This is a genomic window from uncultured Sphingomonas sp. (assembly GCF_913774285.1).
Lineage (GTDB): Bacteria > Pseudomonadota > Alphaproteobacteria > Sphingomonadales > Sphingomonadaceae > Sphingomonas.
Genome location: NZ_CAJYHX010000004.1, coordinates 15,903 through 36,429, shown reverse-complemented (window position 1 = coordinate 36,429; position 20,527 = coordinate 15,903). Strand labels below are relative to the sequence as shown.

At 66.6% G+C, this 20,527-nt stretch carries 12 protein-coding genes; 8 read left to right on the top strand and 4 right to left on the bottom strand.

Features of this window, described 5'->3' with window-relative positions:
• Positions 1 to 63 precede the first annotated feature (63 nt).
• Positions 64 to 1,329 (bottom strand): phosphoribosylamine--glycine ligase, encoded by a 1,266-nt coding sequence (gene purD, locus QZ670_RS01335; RefSeq protein ID WP_294250938.1) that lies wholly within the window; start codon positions 1,327 to 1,329, stop codon positions 64 to 66.
• Between purD and xseA the strand changes: the two genes are divergently transcribed.
• The 7 genes from xseA (at position 1,328) to QZ670_RS01300 (ending at position 13,981) form a co-directional block, all read left to right on the top strand.
• Positions 1,328 to 2,836: an exodeoxyribonuclease VII large subunit gene (gene xseA / locus QZ670_RS01330; RefSeq protein WP_294250936.1), complete on the top strand. Its 1,509-nt coding sequence runs from the start codon at positions 1,328 to 1,330 to the stop codon at positions 2,834 to 2,836. The genes purD and xseA overlap by 2 nt on opposite strands.
• A gap of 40 nt (positions 2,837 to 2,876) precedes the next feature.
• Positions 2,877 to 3,077, top strand: a complete 201-nt coding sequence (locus QZ670_RS01325) for a DUF2093 domain-containing protein (protein WP_066721469.1) — start codon at positions 2,877 to 2,879, stop codon at positions 3,075 to 3,077.
• Positions 3,074 to 3,907, top strand: a complete 834-nt coding sequence (locus QZ670_RS01320; protein WP_294250928.1) for a M23 family metallopeptidase — start codon at positions 3,074 to 3,076, stop codon at positions 3,905 to 3,907. The genes QZ670_RS01325 and QZ670_RS01320 overlap by 4 nt, the downstream gene beginning before the upstream one ends.
• Before the next feature lie 264 nt (positions 3,908 to 4,171).
• Positions 4,172 to 7,258, top strand: a complete 3,087-nt coding sequence (locus tag QZ670_RS01315) for a TonB-dependent receptor (RefSeq protein WP_294250925.1) — start codon at positions 4,172 to 4,174, stop codon at positions 7,256 to 7,258.
• 95 nt (positions 7,259 to 7,353) lie between these two features.
• The gene (locus tag QZ670_RS01310; protein ID WP_294250922.1) at positions 7,354 to 9,363 is read left to right on the top strand and encodes a tetratricopeptide repeat-containing sulfotransferase family protein; all 2,010 of its coding nucleotides are present in this window, start codon (positions 7,354 to 7,356) and stop codon (positions 9,361 to 9,363) included.
• A 393-nt stretch (positions 9,364 to 9,756) separates the two neighbouring features.
• A complete protein-coding gene (locus QZ670_RS01305; protein WP_294250919.1) occupies positions 9,757 to 12,936 on the top strand; it encodes a TonB-dependent receptor in 3,180 nt (1,059 codons plus the stop codon).
• A 67-nt stretch (positions 12,937 to 13,003) separates the two neighbouring features.
• Positions 13,004 to 13,981: a 2OG-Fe(II) oxygenase gene (locus QZ670_RS01300; RefSeq protein WP_294250917.1), complete on the top strand. Its 978-nt coding sequence runs from the start codon at positions 13,004 to 13,006 to the stop codon at positions 13,979 to 13,981.
• 42 nt (positions 13,982 to 14,023) lie between these two features.
• On the opposite strand, the gene clpB is transcribed toward QZ670_RS01300, so the two are convergent.
• Positions 14,024 to 16,603 (bottom strand): ATP-dependent chaperone ClpB, encoded by a 2,580-nt coding sequence (gene clpB, locus QZ670_RS01295; protein WP_294250915.1) that lies wholly within the window; start codon positions 16,601 to 16,603, stop codon positions 14,024 to 14,026.
• 265 nt (positions 16,604 to 16,868) lie between these two features.
• Here clpB and QZ670_RS01290 point away from each other — a divergent pair, with 265 nt between their 5' ends.
• Positions 16,869 to 19,172, top strand: coding sequence for a TonB-dependent receptor (locus QZ670_RS01290; RefSeq protein WP_294250914.1), 2,304 nt, complete (start codon positions 16,869 to 16,871; stop codon positions 19,170 to 19,172).
• 164 nt (positions 19,173 to 19,336) lie between these two features.
• On the opposite strand, the gene QZ670_RS01285 is transcribed toward QZ670_RS01290, so the two are convergent.
• Both QZ670_RS01285 and QZ670_RS01280 read right to left on the bottom strand, forming a co-directional pair.
• Positions 19,337 to 19,564, bottom strand: a complete 228-nt coding sequence (locus QZ670_RS01285) for a hypothetical protein (RefSeq protein WP_294250911.1) — start codon at positions 19,562 to 19,564, stop codon at positions 19,337 to 19,339.
• Positions 19,564 to 20,514, bottom strand: coding sequence for an aldo/keto reductase (locus QZ670_RS01280; protein ID WP_294250908.1), 951 nt, complete (start codon positions 20,512 to 20,514; stop codon positions 19,564 to 19,566). Before QZ670_RS01280 ends, QZ670_RS01285 begins: the two co-directional genes overlap by 1 nt.
• Between the last annotated feature and the right edge of the window lie 13 nt (positions 20,515 to 20,527).

The following is a 20,527-nucleotide window of genomic DNA, read 5'->3' as shown; positions in this document are numbered from 1 at the left end:
CAGATGCGGCTTGATCGTTTTGCCGTCGGAGACGGCTGCGGGTGCAGCCGCCTCCTCGGTTCGTCAGCCGCGCGTGCGTGCGAGTTCGCGCCAGCCGATGTCGCGCCGGCAGAAGCCGGTGGGAAAGTCGATCGCGTCCACGCCCCGATAGGCCGCGGCCTGCGCCGTTGCGATATCCGGCCCGATCGCCGTCACGTTGAGCACGCGGCCGCCGCTCGCCACCAGCGAATCGCCCTGTCGCCTGGTGCCCGCATGGAACACCTGCACGCCGCCGGCTTCCGCCGCCTCGATGCCTTGAATCGTGCCGCCGGTCTCCGGTGTGCCCGGATAGCCGCGGGCCGCCATCACTACGGTCAGCGCGGTGTCCGCGCGGAAGCGAGGCGCGGGGCGGCCGGCGAGTTCGCCGCGCGCCGTCGCCAGCAGCAGGTCGAGCAGGTCGTCCTCCAGCCGCAGCATCAGCACCTGGCATTCGGGATCGCCGAAGCGGGCGTTGTACTCGATCAGCTTGGGGCCATGCTTGGTGAGCATCAGCCCGGCATAGAGCACGCCCGAATAGGGAATCCCCTCGGCCGCCAGCATCGCGATGGTCGGGGCGATGATGCGCTCCATCGCCTCGCGCTCCAGCGCGGGGGTGAGCACCGGCGCGGGGCTATAGGCGCCCATGCCGCCGGTATTCGGGCCGACATCGCCCTCGCCGACGCGCTTATGGTCCTGCGCCGATCCGAAGAGTACGGCATCGGTACCGTCCGTGATGACGAACAGGCTGGCTTCCTCGCCGTCGAGAAACTCCTCGATCACCGCGCTTGCGCCCGCATCGGCGAAGATCGCGGTGAGGGCGCCGATCGCCTCGTCGCGGGTCATCGCGACGGTGACGCCCTTGCCGGCGGCGAGGCCATCGGCCTTCACCACCACCGGCAGCCCGAACGGCTCGAGCGCCGCCAGCGCCTCGTCGAGCCCGTGGACGCGGACATAGCCCGCCGTGGGGATGTTCGCCCGCGCGCAGAGGTCCTTGGTGAAGCCCTTCGATCCCTCCAGCTGCGCCGGCAGGCGGTTGGGCCCGAACACGGGCACGCCGGCCTCGCGCAGCACGTCGCCCACGCCGGCGACCAGCGGCGCTTCGGGACCCACAACGACCAGGCCGACATCGTTCGCCTGCGCAAACGCAAGCACCGCCGCCGGATCGGTCGGCACAAGGTCGACGAGCGTGGCATGCGCCGCTATGCCCGGATTGCCCGGTGCGGCGAAAAGCTGCGTCAGCAGCGGCGATTGCGCGAGCTTCCAGGCGAGCGCATGTTCGCGCCCCCCCGACCCCAGTAGCAGGACGTTCATGGCCGACCCCCTTTTCGAGACTTCATCGACGCGGCTCGTAGCCGAGGCGGTGCCCGGGGACAACGCGGCGCCGATGAGCGTCAGCGAACTCTCCGGCCGGCTGAAGCGGATGGTCGAGGGCGAGTTCGGCCATGTCCGCCTGCGTGGCGAGATTTCGGGCTGGAAGCGCGCCGCCTCGGGCCATGCCTATCTCGCGCTCAAGGACATGGACGCGGTGATCGACGGGGTGATCTGGCGGGGTGCCGCCTCGGCGCTGCCGTTCCAGCCGAAAGACGGGCTGGAGGTGATCGCCACCGGCAAGCTCACCATCTATCCGGGTCGCTCGAAGTACCAGATCGTCATTGAGCGGATGGAACTCGCCGGCGAGGGCGCGCTGATGGCGCTGCTCGAAAAGCTCAAGGCGAAGCTGGCAGGCGAGGGGCTGTTCGAAGCCCAGCGAAAAAAGTCGCTGCCCTATATGCCCAAGGTGATCGGCGTGGTGACCTCGCCCACCGGCGCGGTGATCCGCGATATTCTCCACCGGCTGGAGGATCGCTTCCCCAGCCATGTGCTGGTCTGGCCGGTCAAGGTGCAGGGCGACGGCTCGGCGCAGGAAGTCGCGCGGGCGGTGCGCGGGTTCGATGCGATCCAGCCGGGCGGGCCGGTGCCGCGCCCCGACCTTCTGATCGTCGCGCGCGGCGGCGGCTCGATCGAGGATCTCTGGTCATTCAACGAGGAAGTCGTCGTCCGCGCGGTGGCGGAATGTTCGATCCCGATCATCTCGGCGGTGGGGCACGAGACCGACACGACCCTGTGCGATTTCGCAGCCGACCTTCGCGCGCCCACACCCACCGCGGCAGCCGAGATCGCGGTGCCGGTGCTCTCCGAGGTTCGCCACGGAATCGCGACGCTGGCCCACCGCACCGAGCGCTGTGTCCGCCGCTATCACGAGCGCGCCGGCGAGCGGCTGGCGGCGCTGGTCCGCGTGCTGCCGCGCCGCGATGCATTGCTCGGGCCGCAGCGCCAGCGGCTCGACGATGTCGGTGCCCGGCTCGGCCTCGCGCTCGAACGCCGCGTGGGCGTTGCGCGCGGCCAGCTCGATCGCGCCGGCGCCGCGCTGCGCCCGGCGACGCTCGAACAGCGGCTTGCGACCGCGCGGCAGCGGCTGAGCGGCATTGCGCTAGATCGCGCCGCCGATCGCGAACTGGTGGCGCTCCGCCAGCGCTTCGCCCGCCCGGCCGAGGCGCTCAAGCTCGCCACGCTCGAACGCCGCTTCGCCACCGCCTCGGAACGGCTGGCGGCGATGGGCCGGCATCTCGAACTGCTCGATCCCGAACTGCCGCTCAAGAAGGGCTATGCCTGGGTGGAGGGGCGCGGCACCGGCAAGGTGGTCGCCTCGGCCGAGGATGCGCGCGCGGCGCAGGCCGTGACGCTGCATTTCGCCGACGGATCGGTGGATGCCCGGGTTGAGCGCGGTGCGGGCAAGGCCTATGTTCCGCCCAAGCCCGAACAGCCGACGCTGCTCTAGGGCGCACCCACCACCTTCAAGAGCAGGAATGGCGCCCCCCATGCTGATGTCCAACACCGCCCGCGTCGCCAAGCTGCACTATATGGCCAACGGCTTCCGCGTCCTCTCGCCCGGCGACCACGTGCTGTGCGCGGTTACCGGCGAGCGCATCCCGGTCGACTCGCTCCGCTACTGGAGCGTGGCGCGGCAGGAAGCCTATGCCACGCCCGAGGCTGCCACCAAGGCGCTGCTCGAGGCATGATCGACCGGCGGCGCTTCGCCGCGGCGATGCTAGCAACAGCGCTGTTGGCGCGGACCGCCCGCGCGGGCGGGGACGCTTTCGCGCTCGACGGGAGCTTCGAGCAGGGCGGCATCGCCCGCGGGCAGGTGCCCCCCGGCACTACCGATCTCCAGTTCAACGGCCAGCCGATCCCGTTCGCCGCCGATCGCGGCTTCCTGATCGCCTTCGATCGCGACGCGGCTGCGACCGCACTGCTGGAGGCAAAGACCAGCGACGGCCGCTCGGTGCGCGAGGACCTGCAGATCGCGCCGCGCGCCTGGAACATCTCGCGGCTGGACCAGCTGCCCAAATATCCGGTGCCCAGCGCCGAGTTTGAGGCGCGGCGGCCGGCCGAGCTTGCCCGCATCAAGGCGGCACGGGCGCTGCAGACGGCGGCGCAAGGGTGGCGGCAGCGCTTCGCCTGGCCCGCCACCGGCCGTATCTCCACCCTGTTCGGTTCGCAGCGAATCTATGCCGGTGAGCCGGGTGCCTATCATTCGGGCATCGACATCGCGCTGCCGACCGGCACCCCGGTTCGCGCGCCCTCCGACGGCGTGGTGATTCTTGCTGCCGAGGCACCCTTCACCCTGGAGGGCAATCTGCTGATGCTCGACCATGGCATGGGCCTATCGAGCGCGTTCCTGCACCTTTCGCGGATCGACGTGCGCGAGGGCGATGGTGTGCGCCAGGAGCAGCTGCTCGGCGCGGTAGGCGCGACCGGTCGCGCGACCGGCCCGCATCTGCACTGGGGCATCATGTGGCGAGGTGCGCGGATCGATCCGCTGTTGGTTGCCGGTGCGATGCCTGCCTGATTTCTATGCAAGGCTGCATCACCTTCGGAAATTTTGTAACAATTCGTAACGAGTGTCTCGTAATTTCCTATGCTAAGATGTGACTTTTGGGCGACAGTTTCGCGAAACTGGCCGCTGCGGCCCTAGCTGCGCTTTACAACCTCCAAGATTAGCTGCTTCGTTCTGCATCAAGCTCTTCCGACCGGATTGTTCCGAGCGGGAGGGCCAGGGAGACATGCCGGGATACGCTGCAATTCGTCGCGGCCCGGGGAAAGAGGTAGTTGCATGAAAAACACGCAAATGATGCTGCGGGGAGGCTGTGCCCTTTCCGCAGTTGTTCTTGCTGGCGCGCTGTTCGCGGCGCCCGCGATGGCGCAAGATACGGTTCCGGCGAGCGCCGATACTGCCGCCAGCGGACCCCAGGAAATCGTCGTCACGGGTTCGCGCATTCCGCAGCCGAACCTGGAGTCGGTCAGCCCCGTCACCGTGGTGAACAGCGCAGACCTCAAGCTGCAGGGCACGACCCGCGTCGAGGACATGCTGAACTCGCTGCCGCAGGTGTTCGCCGGCCAGTCGAGCACGGTCTCGAACGGCGCGAGCGGTGCCGCCACGGTCGACCTTCGCGGCCTGGGTCCGCAGCGCACGCTGGTGCTGATCAACGGCCGTCGCCTCATGCCGGGCGATCCGACGACCTCGGCCGCCGACCTCAACTCGATCCCCGACGCGCTGGTGAAACGCGTCGAAGTGCTGACCGGCGGCGCATCGTCGACCTACGGTGCGGACGCGGTGGCCGGCGTCGTCAACTTCGTGATGGACACTGACTTCACCGGTATCCGCCTCGACGGCCAGTACAGCCTATACCAGCACAACAACAGCAACGACATCACGCCGCCGCTGCTCGACGCGCGCACCAAGGCCGGCTTCTCCGGCTTCGGCTATCCCACCGGCAGCGTCACCGATGGCGGCACGGTCAATGCCACGCTGTCGGTCGGCGCCAAGTTCGACGACAATCGCGGCCATGCCGTTGCCTATTTCGGCTATCGCAAGGTCGACGCCGTCGTGCAGTCGAACCGCGACTACAGCGCCTGCACCATCCAGAATGCGAGCGCCACCGCGCTGCAGTGCGGCGGTTCGTCGACCTCGGCGCCGGGCAACATCGTGCTGTACGACGGCGGCACCTCGACCTTCTTCCAGATCGGCAGCGGCCGTACGCTGCAGCCGGGCCGTACCCGCTACAACTTCGCGCCGACCAACTATTTCCAGCGCCCGGACGAGCGCTACACCGGCGGCGCCTTCGTGAACTATGAGGTCAGCGATGCGCTGCATCCTTATCTCGAGTTCAACTTCATGGACGATCGCTCGGTCGCCCAGATCGCGCCCTCGGGCGACTTCGGCAACACGCTGACGATCAACTGCGACAACCCGCTGATGTCGGCGCAGCAGAAGTCGATCGTCTGCGCGAATGAGAATCTGGTCAACGGTTTCCTCGGCAACTACCCGCTGACGTCGGTCACCAACCCGGGGCCCGGCGCGCTCACCTATATCGACCCGACGACCGGCCAGCCCTATAACAAGGCCTTCTTCCAGTTGCTGCGTCGGAACGTCGAGGGCGGTCCGCGTTCGGCCGATCTCGGGCACACCCAGTATCGTGGCGTGATCGGCGCCAAGGGTGCGCTTGGGGAGACCTGGAACTACGACGCCTACTACCAGTATGGCCGTACGACCTACTCGCAGATCTATACCAACGAGTTCTCGGTCCGGAAGCTGAACAACGCCCTTGATGTGGTGAACGTCAACGGCAAGCCGACCTGCCGCTCGGTCACCACCGGTGCCGATCCGAACTGCGTCCCCTATGACATCTTCGGCGGCCTCACCACGGTGACGCCGGCGGCCGTCAATTATCTGTCGGCCACCGGCTTCCAGCACGGCGTCGTTTCGGAGCAGGTGGCAAGCGCGTCCATCACCGGCGATCTGGGCAACTACGGCATCCAGACGCCGTGGGCGGAGAAGGGCGCCGTCGTCAATCTCGGCGTCGAATATCGCCGCGAGGCGCTCGACCTGAAGGTCGACGAAGCCTTCTCGACGGGCGATCTGACCGGCCAGGGCGGGGCGACGCTGCCGATCTCCGGCAATTATCACGTCACCGAATTCTTCGGCGAAACCCAGGTTCCGCTGATCAACAAGGGCTTCGTGTACGATCTGTCGTTCGTCGGCGGCTATCGCTACTCGCACTACGAGATCAGCAACGGTCGTACGTTCAATACCGACACGTACAAGCTGGGCTTGGAATTCGCGCCGATCCGCTCGGTCCGTTTCCGCGGCAGCTACAACCGTGCCGTTCGTGCGCCGAACCTGCAGGAGCTGTTCTCGGTGCAGCATGTCGCGCTCGACGGTTCGACCGATCCGTGCGCGAACAAGGTGCTCACCGCAGCGGACAAGGGCTGCCTGGCGCAGGGGCTGTCCGTCGGCCAGCGCGTCGCCGGCAACCCGGCGGGTCAGTATAACGGCCTGATCGGCGGCAACGACCAGCTGCTTCCGGAAATCGCCACCACCAAGTCGTTCGGCGTGGTGTTCCAGCCCGACTTCGTGCCGGGCCTCAACCTGAGCGTCGACTATTTCGACATCAAGGTGCGGGACGCCATCCAGGGCTTTGGTGCCGATGCGATCCTCGCAAGCTGCACCAATTCGCTGAACCCGACCGCCTGTGCGCTGATCAAGCGTAACCCGGTGAGCGGCTCGCTGTGGCTGACCAATGACGGCTATGTCCAGGACATCTCGCGCAACGTGGGTCGCGTGCAGACGAAGGGCATCGACGTCAACTTCGGCTACAACCGCAAGGTGACGGGCGTGGGCGACTTCAGCTTCACGATGATCGGCACCTATCTGGACAGCTTCCGGATCAACAACGGCCTGACCGAATCGTACGATTGCGCCGGCTATTACGGCGTGACCTGCAGCAACCTGAGCGGCACCCCTTCGGCACCGAACCCGAAGTGGCGCCACAAGGCGCGGCTGAGCTACACGTCGCAGGCGGGCATCGGTGCCTCGCTGCAGTGGCGCTACATCGATCCGGTCAAGGTCGATCTGTCCAGCAACGACAAGACGCTCGCCGGCACCTACTACAACTTCGGTTCGCGTCTGGGCGCCCAGAGCTATTTCGATCTGGCGCTCACCTTCGCCCCGACCAAGCGCTACACGCTGCGTCTCGGCGTGAACAACCTGCTGGATCGCGAGCCGCCGCTCGTCAGCTCGGGCGCCGGCGACGGCAGCGGTTCGGCGTGCCCGACCGGCCCGTGCAACGGCAACACCTATCCGGCCGTCTACGACTCGCTCGGCCGGTACATTTTCGCGGGTGCGACGATCAACTTCTAACGCATCTTCGATTTTACTCTCGAAAGGGGCGGCGCGCCGTTGGAGCGCCGCCCTCTTTTTTTGCCCGACGCGGAGTTCGGGCCTAGGATCTGTCCATGACGTCGCATGCTGCCCCGCTGACCGCCGAACAGGCGTCGGAAATACGCTCCATCCTGTCGCTTGCAGCGCACGGCAATGTTCAGGGCGCCCGCGACCGGGCCGAAAGATTGTATCACGCGGCCGGAGCGCCCGCAGTCCTGGCCGGGCTGCTCGGCGCCCTGTGCTGCCAGATGGGCGACCTGCAAGCGGGCATCCGGTTCCTGCGCACAGCGCACCGTGATACGCCGACGGATGTCGGCGTTGCGGTCAACCTTTTGCGCGCTCTGGCGGATGCGGACGCCTTCGAGGAGGCGCAGGCGCTGGTGGAGACGCTCGATCCCCGCGCCGACCGCTCCGGACGCCTGTGGCGCGTCTGCGGGTATCTTGCACAGCGGCGCGGAGACTATGCCGCGGCCGAAGCATGCTATGAGGCCGTTGTCGCCGCGTTCCCCGACGATGCGGAAAGCTGGAACAATCTTGGCAATGCGCGCGCTGATCGGGGCGACGTGGCGGGCGCAGTGCAGGCACTCACCCGTGCGACCGAGCTCTCGCCCGCGGCGCCGATCCGTCTCAATTTCGCGGCCGCGCTGGTCCAGGCCGGCCGTGTGGAAGACGCCAGCGCGGTGCTGTCGCAATGTGCGCAGGACTTTCCGGGGGACGCCAAGCCCTGGGCCGAATTGGCCGCTATCGCGAAGCAGCAGGGCCGCACCGCCGATGCGATCGCCGCGCTGGAAGAGGCCGTCCGGCGGGACCCTGCGAATGTGGAACTGCACCTGGCCCTCGCCAGCGAGCGTTTCGAGGATTGGGATGCTGATGGCGCGCAAGTTGCGATCGCAGAGATTCTTCGCCTGCACCCGGATCATGCCGAGGCCCTGATCATGCAGGGCTTGCTGCTGGAACACCGCAATCGCGAGGAGGAACTGCCGGCGCTCCTCGACACCGCGCGTGCGAATCGCAGCGGACCCGCCGCGGAAGCCTTTCTGGAGGCGCTGCTCTGTCGTCGCGAAAAGCGGTTTGCCGAGGGGCTGGAGGCGCTCTCGCGGGTTCCGGCGGCGGTAGAGCCCATCCGCAGCGCGCAACTCGCCGGTCAGTTTCACGAAGGACTGGGCGCGTTCGACGAGGCATTCGCGAGCTTCCGGCGGATGAACGAGCTGCAGGCAGCCGATCCGTCCGATCCGCTGGCGCGCGCAGCCGCGACGCGTGCGGCGCTGGCTGCGGACGACGCCTTGCTGACCGCTTCCTGGATCGACTCCTGGGCCCCGCTCGCCCGCGCGCAAACGCGGCGCGTGGCATTTCTCCTGGGGTTCCCCCGATCGGGCACGACGCTGCTCGACACCATGCTGATGGGCCATCCCGACGTGCAGGTCCTGGAAGAGCAACCGCCGCTGCGGTTGGTCGAGGAAGCGGCCGGTGGCCTCGCAGGCCTGGCGATGCTGACCGACGAGGCCGCAGACCGGCTTCGCGACCGCTATTATGCGGAGGTCGATCGGCTGACGCCGCACCGCGAAGGCGCGCTGCTGGTCGACAAGTCTCCGCTCCACCTGCTGCGGCTGCCGCTCATTCGCCGCCTTTTCCCCGACGCACCGGTGATTCTCGCGCTTCGCCACCCATGCGACGTCGTGCTGAGCTGCTTCATCACCAATTTCCGCCTGAACAATGCGATGGCCAATTTCCTGACGCTGGAGGGCACCGCCGCCTTTTATGCGAGTGCTTTCGGTTATTGGTCCAAAGCCGCGTCGCTGCTGCCGGGTCCGGTGCACCCCATCGTCTACGAAGCGATGATCGAGGCGCCCGAAAAGGCGCTGCGGCCGCTGTTCGAGGCGCTGGGGCTGCCTTGGGACGCCTCCGTGCTGGCGCATCGGGACACCGCCCGGAAACGGGGGGTGATTTCTACCGCCAGCTATGCGCAGGTGACCGAACCGCTGTACCGGCGGGCGGTCGGGCGGTGGGAGCACTACCGTCGACACCTGGCGCCGATCCTGCCGACGCTGCATCCGTGGGTCGAGCGGCTCGGCTACTCCGACTGACCCGTCCCACCCAAGGCGGAGTTGCGCGAGCGATGCGCTGGCGAGAAGCGTGGGTGGGGGCACCACTTGGGCATTCGGATCGAAAGCTGAACGCCGCACAGGCTATAAATATTAATGGTTTCCGAAAGGATGTGCCCAATTTTCGAGCACCGTGTTGCTTCGAGTGACGGAATGTTGCGCCGCGAAGGGCGCAGGTGACACGGGATTGCTTCACTGTTGCAAAATGGAGACGTTTCCGTCCCAACGCTTCTGCCAGATGAATGTATGCTTTACGCGCGTGGCATTCCTTGCTTCCTTCATACCATCTCCGCCAGCCGTGCATGGGGCGCGGCCGGTGGAAGGGGAGACAATCTCGGCGAGGGGAACGCAGCCGGGATAAAATGAGGGAAATCCATGAAGAAGATGCAAAAGGGCCTGCGGACCGGAACGGCGCTGTCCGCGCTGGTCCTGGCAACCGCAGGCGCGTTTGCCGGCATGCCGGCTTATGCGCAGGACACTGCGGCTAGCGGTGCGCAGCAAGAAGAGCCTGCAGCGCAGGATATCATCGTCACCGGCTCGCGCATTGCGCGACCCAATCTTGAAGGCGCCACGCCGGTCACTGTGGTCACTGCGGAGCAGCTGCAGCAGACCGCGCGCATCTCGATCGGCGACGTCATCAACGATCTGCCGCAGGTCCGCAGCACCTACAGCCAGCAGAACTCGTCGCGCTTCCTCGGCACCGGCGGCCTCAACCTGGTCGACCTCTACGGTCTCGGCACCCAGCGTACGCTCGTGCTGGTCAACGGTCGCCGCCACGTCGGCGCCGACATCCTGAACAACGCGGTTTCCCCCGACCTCAACACCTTCCCGACCGACCTGATCGAGGACGTTCAGATCCTCACCGGCGGCAGCTCGGCCGTTTACGGTTCGGACGCGATCGCGGGCGTGGTGAACTTCAAGCTGAAGCAGGACTTCGAAGGCCTGCAGATGCGTGGTCAGGGCTCGATCACCGACAAGCAGGATGCCGGCAGCTATTCGGCCAGCCTGCTCGCCGGCAAGAATTTTGCGGGCGGTCGCGGCAACATCGCGGTCGACCTCGAATATGCGCACCAGAACGACCTCTTCGCGTCGGACCGCAGCTATTATGCACGCAACGACACGCTGCTGACCGTCGACAACGACCCGGCGGGCCTCCCCAACGGCTCCGACGGCGTTCCCGACAACGTCTTCTTCCGCGATGTGCGCAGCGCCGGCATCTACAGCGGCGGCCTGGTCTCCTTCTCGCCGTCGACCACGCTCGGCACCGCGCCGTGCGGACGCGACAACCAGACCAGCGCGGCGTTCCCGAACGGCCGCCCGTTCACCTGTAACTACATCTTCGCGTCGAACGGCGACCTGATCCAGCAGACCGGATCGCGCGTGGGCGTCCAGAACGCGACGACGGCCTCCACCTCGGCCTCGGGCGTCACCGGCGTTGCGCCGGGCGGTGCGTTCATCGGCGGCAACGGCAACACCCGCCGCGAGGACAAGCTGGTGCAGCTCCTGCCCCGGCTCGACCGCTACGCGATCAACGTGATCGGCCATTTCGACGTCTCGAGCGCATTCACGCCGTTCGTCGAAGCCAAATATGTGCGCACCGAATCGTTCAGCGCCGGCGGCTCCGGCCCCGCGTTCTTCACGGGCAGCACGATCGACGCGCTGTACGAGCGTCCGCGCCTGGACAACCCGTATCTCTCGTCGCAGGCGCGTACGACGATCACCAACGCGCTGATCGCCAGCGGCGTGCCGGCCGCGAACATCGGGAACGGCACCCGGTTCATCATGCGCAAGAACCTGACCGATCTCGGCATGCGGTCGGAAGCGGCGCGTCGCGAGACCTTCCGCATCGTCGGCGGCGTCCGCGGCGATCTAGGCTCGAACTTCCGCTATGAAGTGGCGGGCAACTACGGCCAGTTTACCGAGCACACCAAGGTGCTCGGCAACGTGAACACCCAGCGCCTCGCGCTGGCGCTGGATTCGGCCCGCAACGGCAGCGGCCAGATCGTCTGCGCCTCGCAGATCGATCCGAACCGCGCCGAGGACTTCGTCGGCAACGATGCCATCCTCCAGAAGGACATTGCCGCCTGTAAGCCGCTGAATCCGTTCGGCGTCGGCAACATCTCGCAGGACGCGAAGAACTACGTCCTGCAGAACACCGTTTCGCGCGGCAAGATCACGCAGCTGGACTTCACCGGCTTCGTCTCGGGCGATACCGGCACCTTCTTCAACCTGCCGGGCGGTCCGGTCGGCGTCGCCGTCGGTGGCGAATATCGCCGCGAGACGGCGTTCTTCAAGGCCGATCCGCTCGTCGAGGCAGGCTACACCTTCTACAACGCGCTGGCCGAGTTCAATCCGCCGTCGTTCGAGGTGAAGGAAGCGTTCGGCGAACTCAACCTGCCGCTGCTCAAGGACATCTTCCTGGTGAAGGAGTTCAGCGCGCACGCTGCGGCCCGCGTCTCCGACTATAAGGGCGGCGCCGGCACGGTCTGGGCCTACAATTTCGACGGTACGTACAGCCCGGTGAAGGGCATCATGTTCCGTGCGGCCTATTCGCGTTCGGTGCGCGCCCCCAACCTGACCGAGCTGTACGCGGCACCGGGCCAGAACTTCGCGCCGGGCTTCAGCGACCCCTGCTCGCAGGCGAACCTGGCCAATGGCACGCAATATCGCCCGGCCAATTGCGCCGCGGCGGTGGGCACCGGGTTCAACTACAACTATGCCCAGTCGCTGGAGACGTCGGCGTCGGGCAACCCGAATCTGCAGGCGGAAAAGTCGGATTCCTACACCTATGGTGTGGTGATTCAGCCGCCGATGATCCCGGGTCTGTCGCTGACGGTCGACTACTACAATATCGCGGTCAACAACGTGATCACGTCGCCGTCGCCGCAGCAGGTCGCCAATGCCTGCTACGACTCGCCGACGACGAACAACCAGTTCTGCAGCATCTTCAAGCGTGACGATGCCGCGGGCTCGGTTACCGGTACGCCGTTCCGCATCCTCGAGGGCAGCCTGCTCGAGCGGCCGCTGAACTACGCACAGCTGAAGGTGCGCGGCATCAATGCCGAGGTCTCGTACCTGTACAAGTTCTCGCCCGAGAACAGCCTGGGTGGCCGTTTCGTTTACACCCACCAGCTGACCAACGAAGCGTTCCTCGACCCGACCCAGCCGGGCTTCGCCGACAATTATCGTGGGGAAGTCGGCGATCCGCGCGATGCCTTCAACGTCAACATCGACGGCAAGTTCGGGAAGTTCTTCTTCGGGTACCAGATGCGGTACCTGAGCAAGATGGCGGCGACGTCGATCGAGGCGCTCGAGTCCTTCCAGGGCCGTCCGGCGACCAACCTCGATTTCGCCGACATCAACTGGTATCGTGCGGTTACCTATCACGATCTGCGCATCGGCGTGTCGATCCGCCCGAAGCAGCAGTTCTTCCTGGGCATCGACAACCTCACCGACGAGCGTCCGCCGCTCGGCTCCACCGGCATCGGTGGCGGTTCGGGTATCTACGACAACATCGGTCGTCGCATGTATGCGGGCTTCAACGTGAAGTTCTAAGCTTGCGGCAATGCTGCTACTGCGAGGGGAGCGGGCTTGCCCGCTCCCCTTTTTTTGAAGGAGTTTGATGGCAACCGGGTATTCCAGCGCCGTCGTCGATCGTCTGCTGCAAGCGGGGGACATGCCCGCTGCCGTCGCCTTGGTGAAGCACCACAGCGCGTCGGGAAATCCCGATGCCTGCTTCCAGCTGGCGATGTGGCTGCTGGTAGGCGCGCCGATCGCGCGCGACCTGCCGCGCGCGATGCTCGCCTTGAACGCTGCGGCGAAGGCCGGCCATGACGACGCCGCGCTCATGGAGGTTGCGCTGGTGGCGAACGGCGCGGGCGGCAACCCCGACTGGCCCCGCGCGCTCGGCTTGCTGCGGGACGCGGCCGCACAGGGTAATGCCATCGCCCGCGACCACCTCGCGCTGGTGGAGGCCATGGCGCTCGACCAGGCCGGCGATCCAATGCTTCTGCCGCACGTGGAGGTCTTGAACGATTCTCCCCGCATCTTCCGGCTGCCGAAGCTGCTGACGCCGGCCGAGTGCGAGCATCTCGCACTGTCAGCGGCTGACCTGCTCCAGCCGGCGCTCGTGTTCGATCCGGCGACCAATCGCATGGTGCACCATCCGGTGCGGACATCCGACAATGCCGTGATCGGTCCGACGCGGGAAAGTCTCGTCGTCCAGGCCATTCTCCGCCGCGTGGCGGCGGCAACGGGCACCGATGTCTGCCAGGGCGAGCAGCTGTCCCTGCTGCGCTATTCGCCGGGGCAGCAATATCGGCCGCATCTGGATGCGATCACCGGATCGGCCAACCAGCGGATCAAGACGGTGCTGCTGTACCTGAACGAAGGCTTTGCCGGTGGCGAAACCCGGTTCGACCAACTCGGGATCGATGTCGTCGCGCGCGGCGGCGATGCGCTGGTGTTCGACAATGTGCTGGAGGACGGGCGGCCCGATCCGCGATCGCGCCATGCCGGCCTGCCGGTGCGTGCTGGCGCGAAGTGGGTTGCGACGCGATGGATTCGCGCGGCGCCCTATTCGCCTTGGAATCCCAACTGAACCACGGGGAAGGGGCCGCCGTCCGACAGCCCCTTCCGTCGCTTACGCCACGCTGAGCGTCAGCGCGCCATCACCTTCGTCGACATGCACCGTCGACCCGTCCTTCACCGCGCCGCGGAGGATCAGATCGGCGAGCGGGTCCTGCAGATACTTCTGCACCGCGCGCTTGAGCGGCCGTGCGCCGTACACCGGATCATAGCCCACCCGGCCCAGCCACTCGCGCGCGGCGGGGGACAGGTCGATGCCCACCTTGCGGTCCTTGAGCAGCTTGGCGACGCGACCGACCTGGATGTCGACGATCGGCGCCATATGGTCCGCGCCCAGCCGGTGGAACAGGATGATCTCGTCCAGCCGGTTGAGGAATTCGGGCCGGAAATGCGCCCGCACCACCTCCATCACCTGCGGCTCGACCTCTTCCACCCCGTGCCCGTCGGGCAGGTTGGTGAGATACTGGCTGCCCAGGTTCGAGGTGAGGATCACGATCGTGTTCGAGAAATCCACCGTGCGGCCTTGGCCGTCGGTCAGGCGACCGTCGTCCAGCACCTGGAGGAGGATGTTGAACACGTCGTTGTGCGCTTTCTCCACCTCGTCGAACAGCACGACCTGATAGGGCCGGCGCCGGACCGCTTCGGTGAGCACGCCGCCTTCCTCATAGCCGACATAGCCCGGGGGGGCGCCGATCAGCCGCGCGACCGCGTGCTTCTCCATGAACTCGCTCATGTCGATGCGCACCATCGCGTTGGGATCGTCGAACAGGAATTCGGCGAGCGCCTTGGTCAGCTCGGTCTTGCCCACGCCCGTCGGCCCGAGGAACAGGAACGAGCCCAAGGGTCGGTTCGGATCCTGCAGCCCCGCGCGACTGCGGCGGACGGCGGTGGAAACCGCCTTCACCGCATCGGCCTGGCCGATCACGCGCTTGCCGAGCTGTTCCTCCATGTGGAGCAGCTTCTCGCGCTCGCCCTCGAGCATCCGCTCCATCGGGATGCCGGTCCAGCGCGCGACCACGCCGGCGATGTCGTCGGCGGTCACTTCCTCGCGCAGCATCGCGCCCTTTGTGACGTTCTGCGCTTCGTCGAGCTGGCGGGTAAGCTGGGGGATCACGCCATAGGACAGCTCGCCGGCGCGCGCGAGGTCGCCCGCACGCTGTGCCTGGTCGAGTTCGATCCGCGCCTGGTCGAGCTGGGCCTTGATCGTCGCCTCGGCGTTGATCTTGTCCTTCTCCGCCTGCCAGCGGGTGGTCAGCTCGGCCGATTGCTGCTCGAGATTGGCGAGATCCTCTTCCAGCGTGGCGAGCCGGTCGCGCGAGGCCTCGTCGGTTTCGCGCTTCAGCGCCTCGCGCTCTATCTTGAGCTGGATGATCCGCCGGTCGAGATTCTCGATCTCCTCGGGCTTGCTCTCCACTTCCATGCGGATGCGGCTCGCGGCCTCGTCCATCAGGTCGATCGCCTTGTCGGGCAGGAAGCGGTCGGCGATGTAGCGGTTGGAGAGGGTCGCCGCGGCGACGATCGCCGCGTCGGTGATCCGCACGCCGTGGTGCAGCTCATACTTCTCCTTGAGCCCGCGCAGGATCGAGATCGTGTCCTCGACCGTCGGCTCGCCGACGAACACCGGCTGGAACCGCCGCTGGAGCGCGGGGTCCTTCTCGACATGCTTCTGATACTCGTCGAGCGTGGTCGCGCCGATGCAGTGCAGCTCGCCGCGGGCAAGCGCGGGCTTGAGCAGGTTGCCGGCATCCATCGCGCCCTCTGCCTTGCCGGCGCCGATCAGCGTGTGCATCTCGTCGATGAACAGCACGATCTGGCCCTCGGCGCCCTTCACTTCGTCGAGCACGCCCTTGAGGCGCTCCTCGAACTCGCCGCGATATTTGGCACCTGCGATCAGGCTGCCCATGTCGAGCGCCATCAGCGTGCGGTCCTTCAGCGTATCGGGCACGTCGCCATTGGCGATGCGCAGCGCGAGACCTTCGGCGATCGCGGTCTTGCCGACGCCCGGCTCGCCGATCAGCACCGGATTGTTCTTGGTGCGGCGGGCGAGGATCTGGATGGTGCGGCGGATTTCCTCGTCGCGACCGATCACCGGATCGAGCTTGCCGGCGCGCGCCGCCTCGGTCAGGTCGCGGGCGAACTTCTTGAGTGCGTCGTAGCGGTCCTCGGCCGATGCGGTGTCGGCGGTGCGGCCGCCGCGCATGCTGTTGATGGCGGTGTTGAGCGCTTCGGGCTTCGCGTTCGCCGCCTGCAGCGCCTTGCCGGCGGCGGTGTTGAGGCTGAGCGCCAGCGCGACGAGCAGCCGCTCGACCGTGACATAGGAGTCGCCGGACTTCTGCGCGATCGTCTCGGCCTGGTCGAGCACGCGGACCAGATCGTTGTCGAGGCCGGGGGTCGACTGCGCACCCGAGCCGCTGACGGACGGAATCTTGGACAGCGCGAGGTCGGTTTCGCCCAGCGCCCGCTTGGCGTCGCCGCCCGCCGCCTGGATCAGGCCGCTGGCCATGCCCTGCTCGTCCTCGAGCAGCGCCTTCAGAAGATGCTCCGGGCTGATCCGCTGGTGGTTCATGCGGATCGCCACGGTCTGCGCCGATTGCAGAAAGCCCTTGGCGCGGTCGGTGAATTTTTCGAGGTTCATGCCTGATCCCTGTTCGATGTTGACAAGCAGATAGTGTTGCAAATGGGCAACACAAGAGGGGCGACGTGCGTCATGGCTATCGTACTGGGACAGCGCTCGACAACGGGAAATCCGGACTTTTCCGAAGCGTAAATCCAAATGTCACGGCAGTGTCATCGAGGAGTCCCGGTAGTGAAGCGTTAACTATCGAATGTTGCAACGCGGCACGGGTAGCGGCCGCGAAGCCGGGCGAGGGGCCTGGCACTTTCCCAAGGGGATCATGCGCATGCGCATTCGTACGCTTGCCGCCGGCCTGCTCGCCGGTACGTCGCTGTTCACTGCCGGCGCGGCCTTCGCGCAGACGGCGCCCGCCGCCACACTCGTCGACGACACCCAGCCGCAGAGCGGCGCGGACGACATCGTCGTGATTGGCCAGGGCGAGACCCGCCAGATCCAGACGCTGACCCAGGCCGACATCGCTTTGCTCGCGCCGGGGACCAGCCCGCTCAAGGCGATCGAGAAGCTCCCCGGCGTCAACTTCCAAGGCGCCGATCCGTTCGGATCGTACGAATGGGCCGGCCGCATCTCGATCCGCAGCTTCAACCAGAACCAGCTGGGCTACACGCTCGACGGGATTCCGCTTGGCGACGCGAGCTACGGCAACGTCAACGGCCTGCACATCAGCCGCGCGATCATCAGCGAGAACATCGCCGAGACGCGCGTCTCGCAGGGTTCGGGCTCGATCGATACCCAGGCGACCAACAATCTCGGCGGCACGCTCGAGTTCCTGTCGAGCGACCCCAAGGAGAAGCTGGGCATCGACGTCAACGCCACCGGCGGCAGCGACAATTTCTGGCGCGTGTTCGGCCGGCTCGATTTCGGCGAGCTCACCCCGGGCGGCACCCGCGCCTATCTCTCCTACCTCCACTCGGATACCGACAAGTGGAAGGGCTGGGGCGCGCAGCGCATCAACCAGGTCAACGGCAAGATCGTCACCCCGATCACGCCGGCGCTGCGCGCGGTCGGCACGTTCGACTTCTCCGATCGTCGCGAGAACGACTATCAAGACATGTCGCTCGATATGATCAAGCGTCTCGGCTACAACTGGGACAATATCTCGAACGACTATGCCAAGGCGATCCTGGTCTCGGACATCGGCGCCAACAACGGCTATACCGGCGTCACGCCGACCAACCCGGCGGCCGGCAAGGTCTATCCGGCGCCGTTCCTCAACCCCGACGATGCCTATTACAACGCCGCGGGCCTGCGCCGCGACTATCTCGCCTCGGCGGGCCTGGAGACGACCGGCGGCTCGGCGGTTCACGGCGTGCTCAAGGGCTATTTCCACAACAACCATGGCCAGGGCCTGTGGTACACGCCCTATGTCGCCTCGCCCAACGGCGTGCCGATGTCGTTGCGTACCACCGAATATGACGTCCGCCGCGGCGGCGTGTTCGGCAATGTCGGCGCCAGGCTCGGCTTCAACGACGTGACCGTCGGCGGTTGGTACGAGCGCAACGACTTCCGCCAGGCGCGCCGCTTCTACGCGCTGGACAGCCGCACCAACCCCGGCCGCGACAGCCTCTCGTTCCAAAGCAACCCGTTCGCCACCCAGTGGTACTGGAAGTACCAGACCGACACCGTCCAATATTATGTGCAGGACAAGATCGAGCTCGGCGCGCTGACCGCAAACCTGGGCTGGAAGGGCTTCGCCGTCACCAACCACGCGACGCCGATCGTCGCGGGCGGGCTCGCCGGCGGCCGGATCAAGGTGACCGACTGGTTCCAGCCGCATGCCGGCCTCAACTACCGCGTGACCGACAATGCCGAACTGTTCGCCGGCTTCACCCAGGTGACCCGCGCCTTCGTCTCGGCCGCCACCAGCGGCCCGTTCGCGACGACCCAGGCGGGCTTCGATGCGCTCAACAGCGGCGCGACCAAGCTCAAGCCCGAAGCGTCGGACACCTATGAAGTGGGCGGTCGCTACCGGAACGGCATCTTCACCGGCTCGCTGGCGGGTTATTACGTCAACTTCCGCAACCGCCTGCTCGCGGTGACGACCAGCGCCGGCATCGTCGGCAACCCGGCGATCCTCCAGAATGTCGGTGACGCGCGCTCGGTGGGTGTCGAGGCGACCGGCGACGTGCGCCTGCCGATGGGCTTCGGGCTGTTCGCCTCGTACAGCTACAACGACTCGACCTATCGCGACGACGTCGTGACGGCGAGCGGCGTCATCCCCACCAAGGGCAAGACGGTGGTCGATTCGCCCAAGCACATGCTGAAGGGCGAAGTCACCTGGTCGGGGCAGGGCTTCAACGCCCGCGTCGGTGCCAACTACATGAGCAAGCGCTACTTCACCTACACCAACGACCAGTATGTCGACGGCCGCGTGGTGGTGGATGCGACGCTCGGCTACAAGTTCGACCTGGGCGGGCGGAAGCTGGAGCTGCAGGGCAACGTGACCAACCTGTTCGACAAGAGCTATGTGTCGACGATCGGTACCAATGGGTTCGGCAATAGCGGCGATAACCAGACGCTGATGGTCGGCGCACCGCAGCAGTTCTTCCTGACGCTGAAGGTCGGCCTGTAAGGGCTTTTGGAAGCTGGGAATAGGGGCGGGGCACCACGGTGCTTCGCCCTTTTTCCTTCCTGTCATCCCGGCGAAGCCGGGATCCAGTCGCCTCTCGGTTTCAGCAGGAGCCGGAACGGAGACCTCAATGGATCCCGGCTTTCGCCGGGAGACGGAGCGAGGGTTCAGCCGGTGACGATCGGATAGGTGATCCGCAGCTCGTCGAGCAGCTTCTCCACCGCCGCGACGTCGCCCGCCGCGCCGCTGGGGGCCAGCGACCAGTTGCAATGCGGGTGCGTCTCGGCGTCGTAGACGCGCACCTTGCCCAGCACCGTCTTCCAGCGCCGCACCGTGCCGCCATGGCGGCGGACGAGCTGGGCGACGATGCGATCGATCAGGTCGGCTGGGGTCATCAGGCCCCGGCGGCCGTGAGGCGATCAAGCTGGTCTCGGGTGAGTTCCACGTCCCAGGCACCGATCAGTTCGTCGAGCTGCTCCACGCTCGTCGCGCTGGCGATCGGCGCGGTGACGCCGTCCTGCGCTGCGAGCCAGGCGAGCGCGATCTGGGCCAGACTGGCGCCGGTCTCGGCCGCCACCTCGTCCATCACCGCCAGCACCGCGCCGCCCTTGCCGGCGAGCAGCTTGGACATGCCGCCGCCGCGCACGCTCTTCGAGAGATCGGCTTCGCTGCGATACTTGCCGGTGAGGAAGCCCGAGGCGAGGCCGTAATAGGGGATCACGCCAAGATTGTGGGTGACGCACAGATCCTGCAGCTCGCCCTCGAACTTGCGGCGGCTGACGAGATTGTACTCGGGCTGGAGCACGCGGAAGTGCGGCAGGCCTTCCTTGGCCGCGAGGTCGAGCGCCGACTTGAGCCGCATCGCGTGGAAGTTGGACGCCCCCAGCGCGCGGACCTTGCCCGCGTCGATCAGCTTGCCGAACGCGGCGAGATATTCTTCCTGCGGCACCTCCTCGTCGTCCTGATGGGCGAAATAGAGGTCGATGGTCTCGATGCCGAGCCGCTGGAGCGACGCCTCGGCCGCTGCCGCGATGCGGGCGGGGGCCAGCTTCGCCCCGCCTTCGCCCGGCAGCATGCCGACCTTGGTGGAGATCAACACCTGGTCGCGCTTGCCGGAGCTGCGCAGCCATTCGCCGATCACGCTTTCGGATTCGCCGCCCTTGTGGCCCGAGACCCAGGCCGAATAGACATCGGCGGTATCGATCATCACCCCGCCGCGCTCGGCGAAGCGATCGAGGATGCGGAAGCTCGCGGCCTTGTCGGCGGTCCAGCCGAACACATTGCCGCCGAGGACGAGCGGCGAAATCTCGAGGCCCGAGGCGCCGAGGTGGCGAAGATGCGGCATGGCTGGTCTCCGA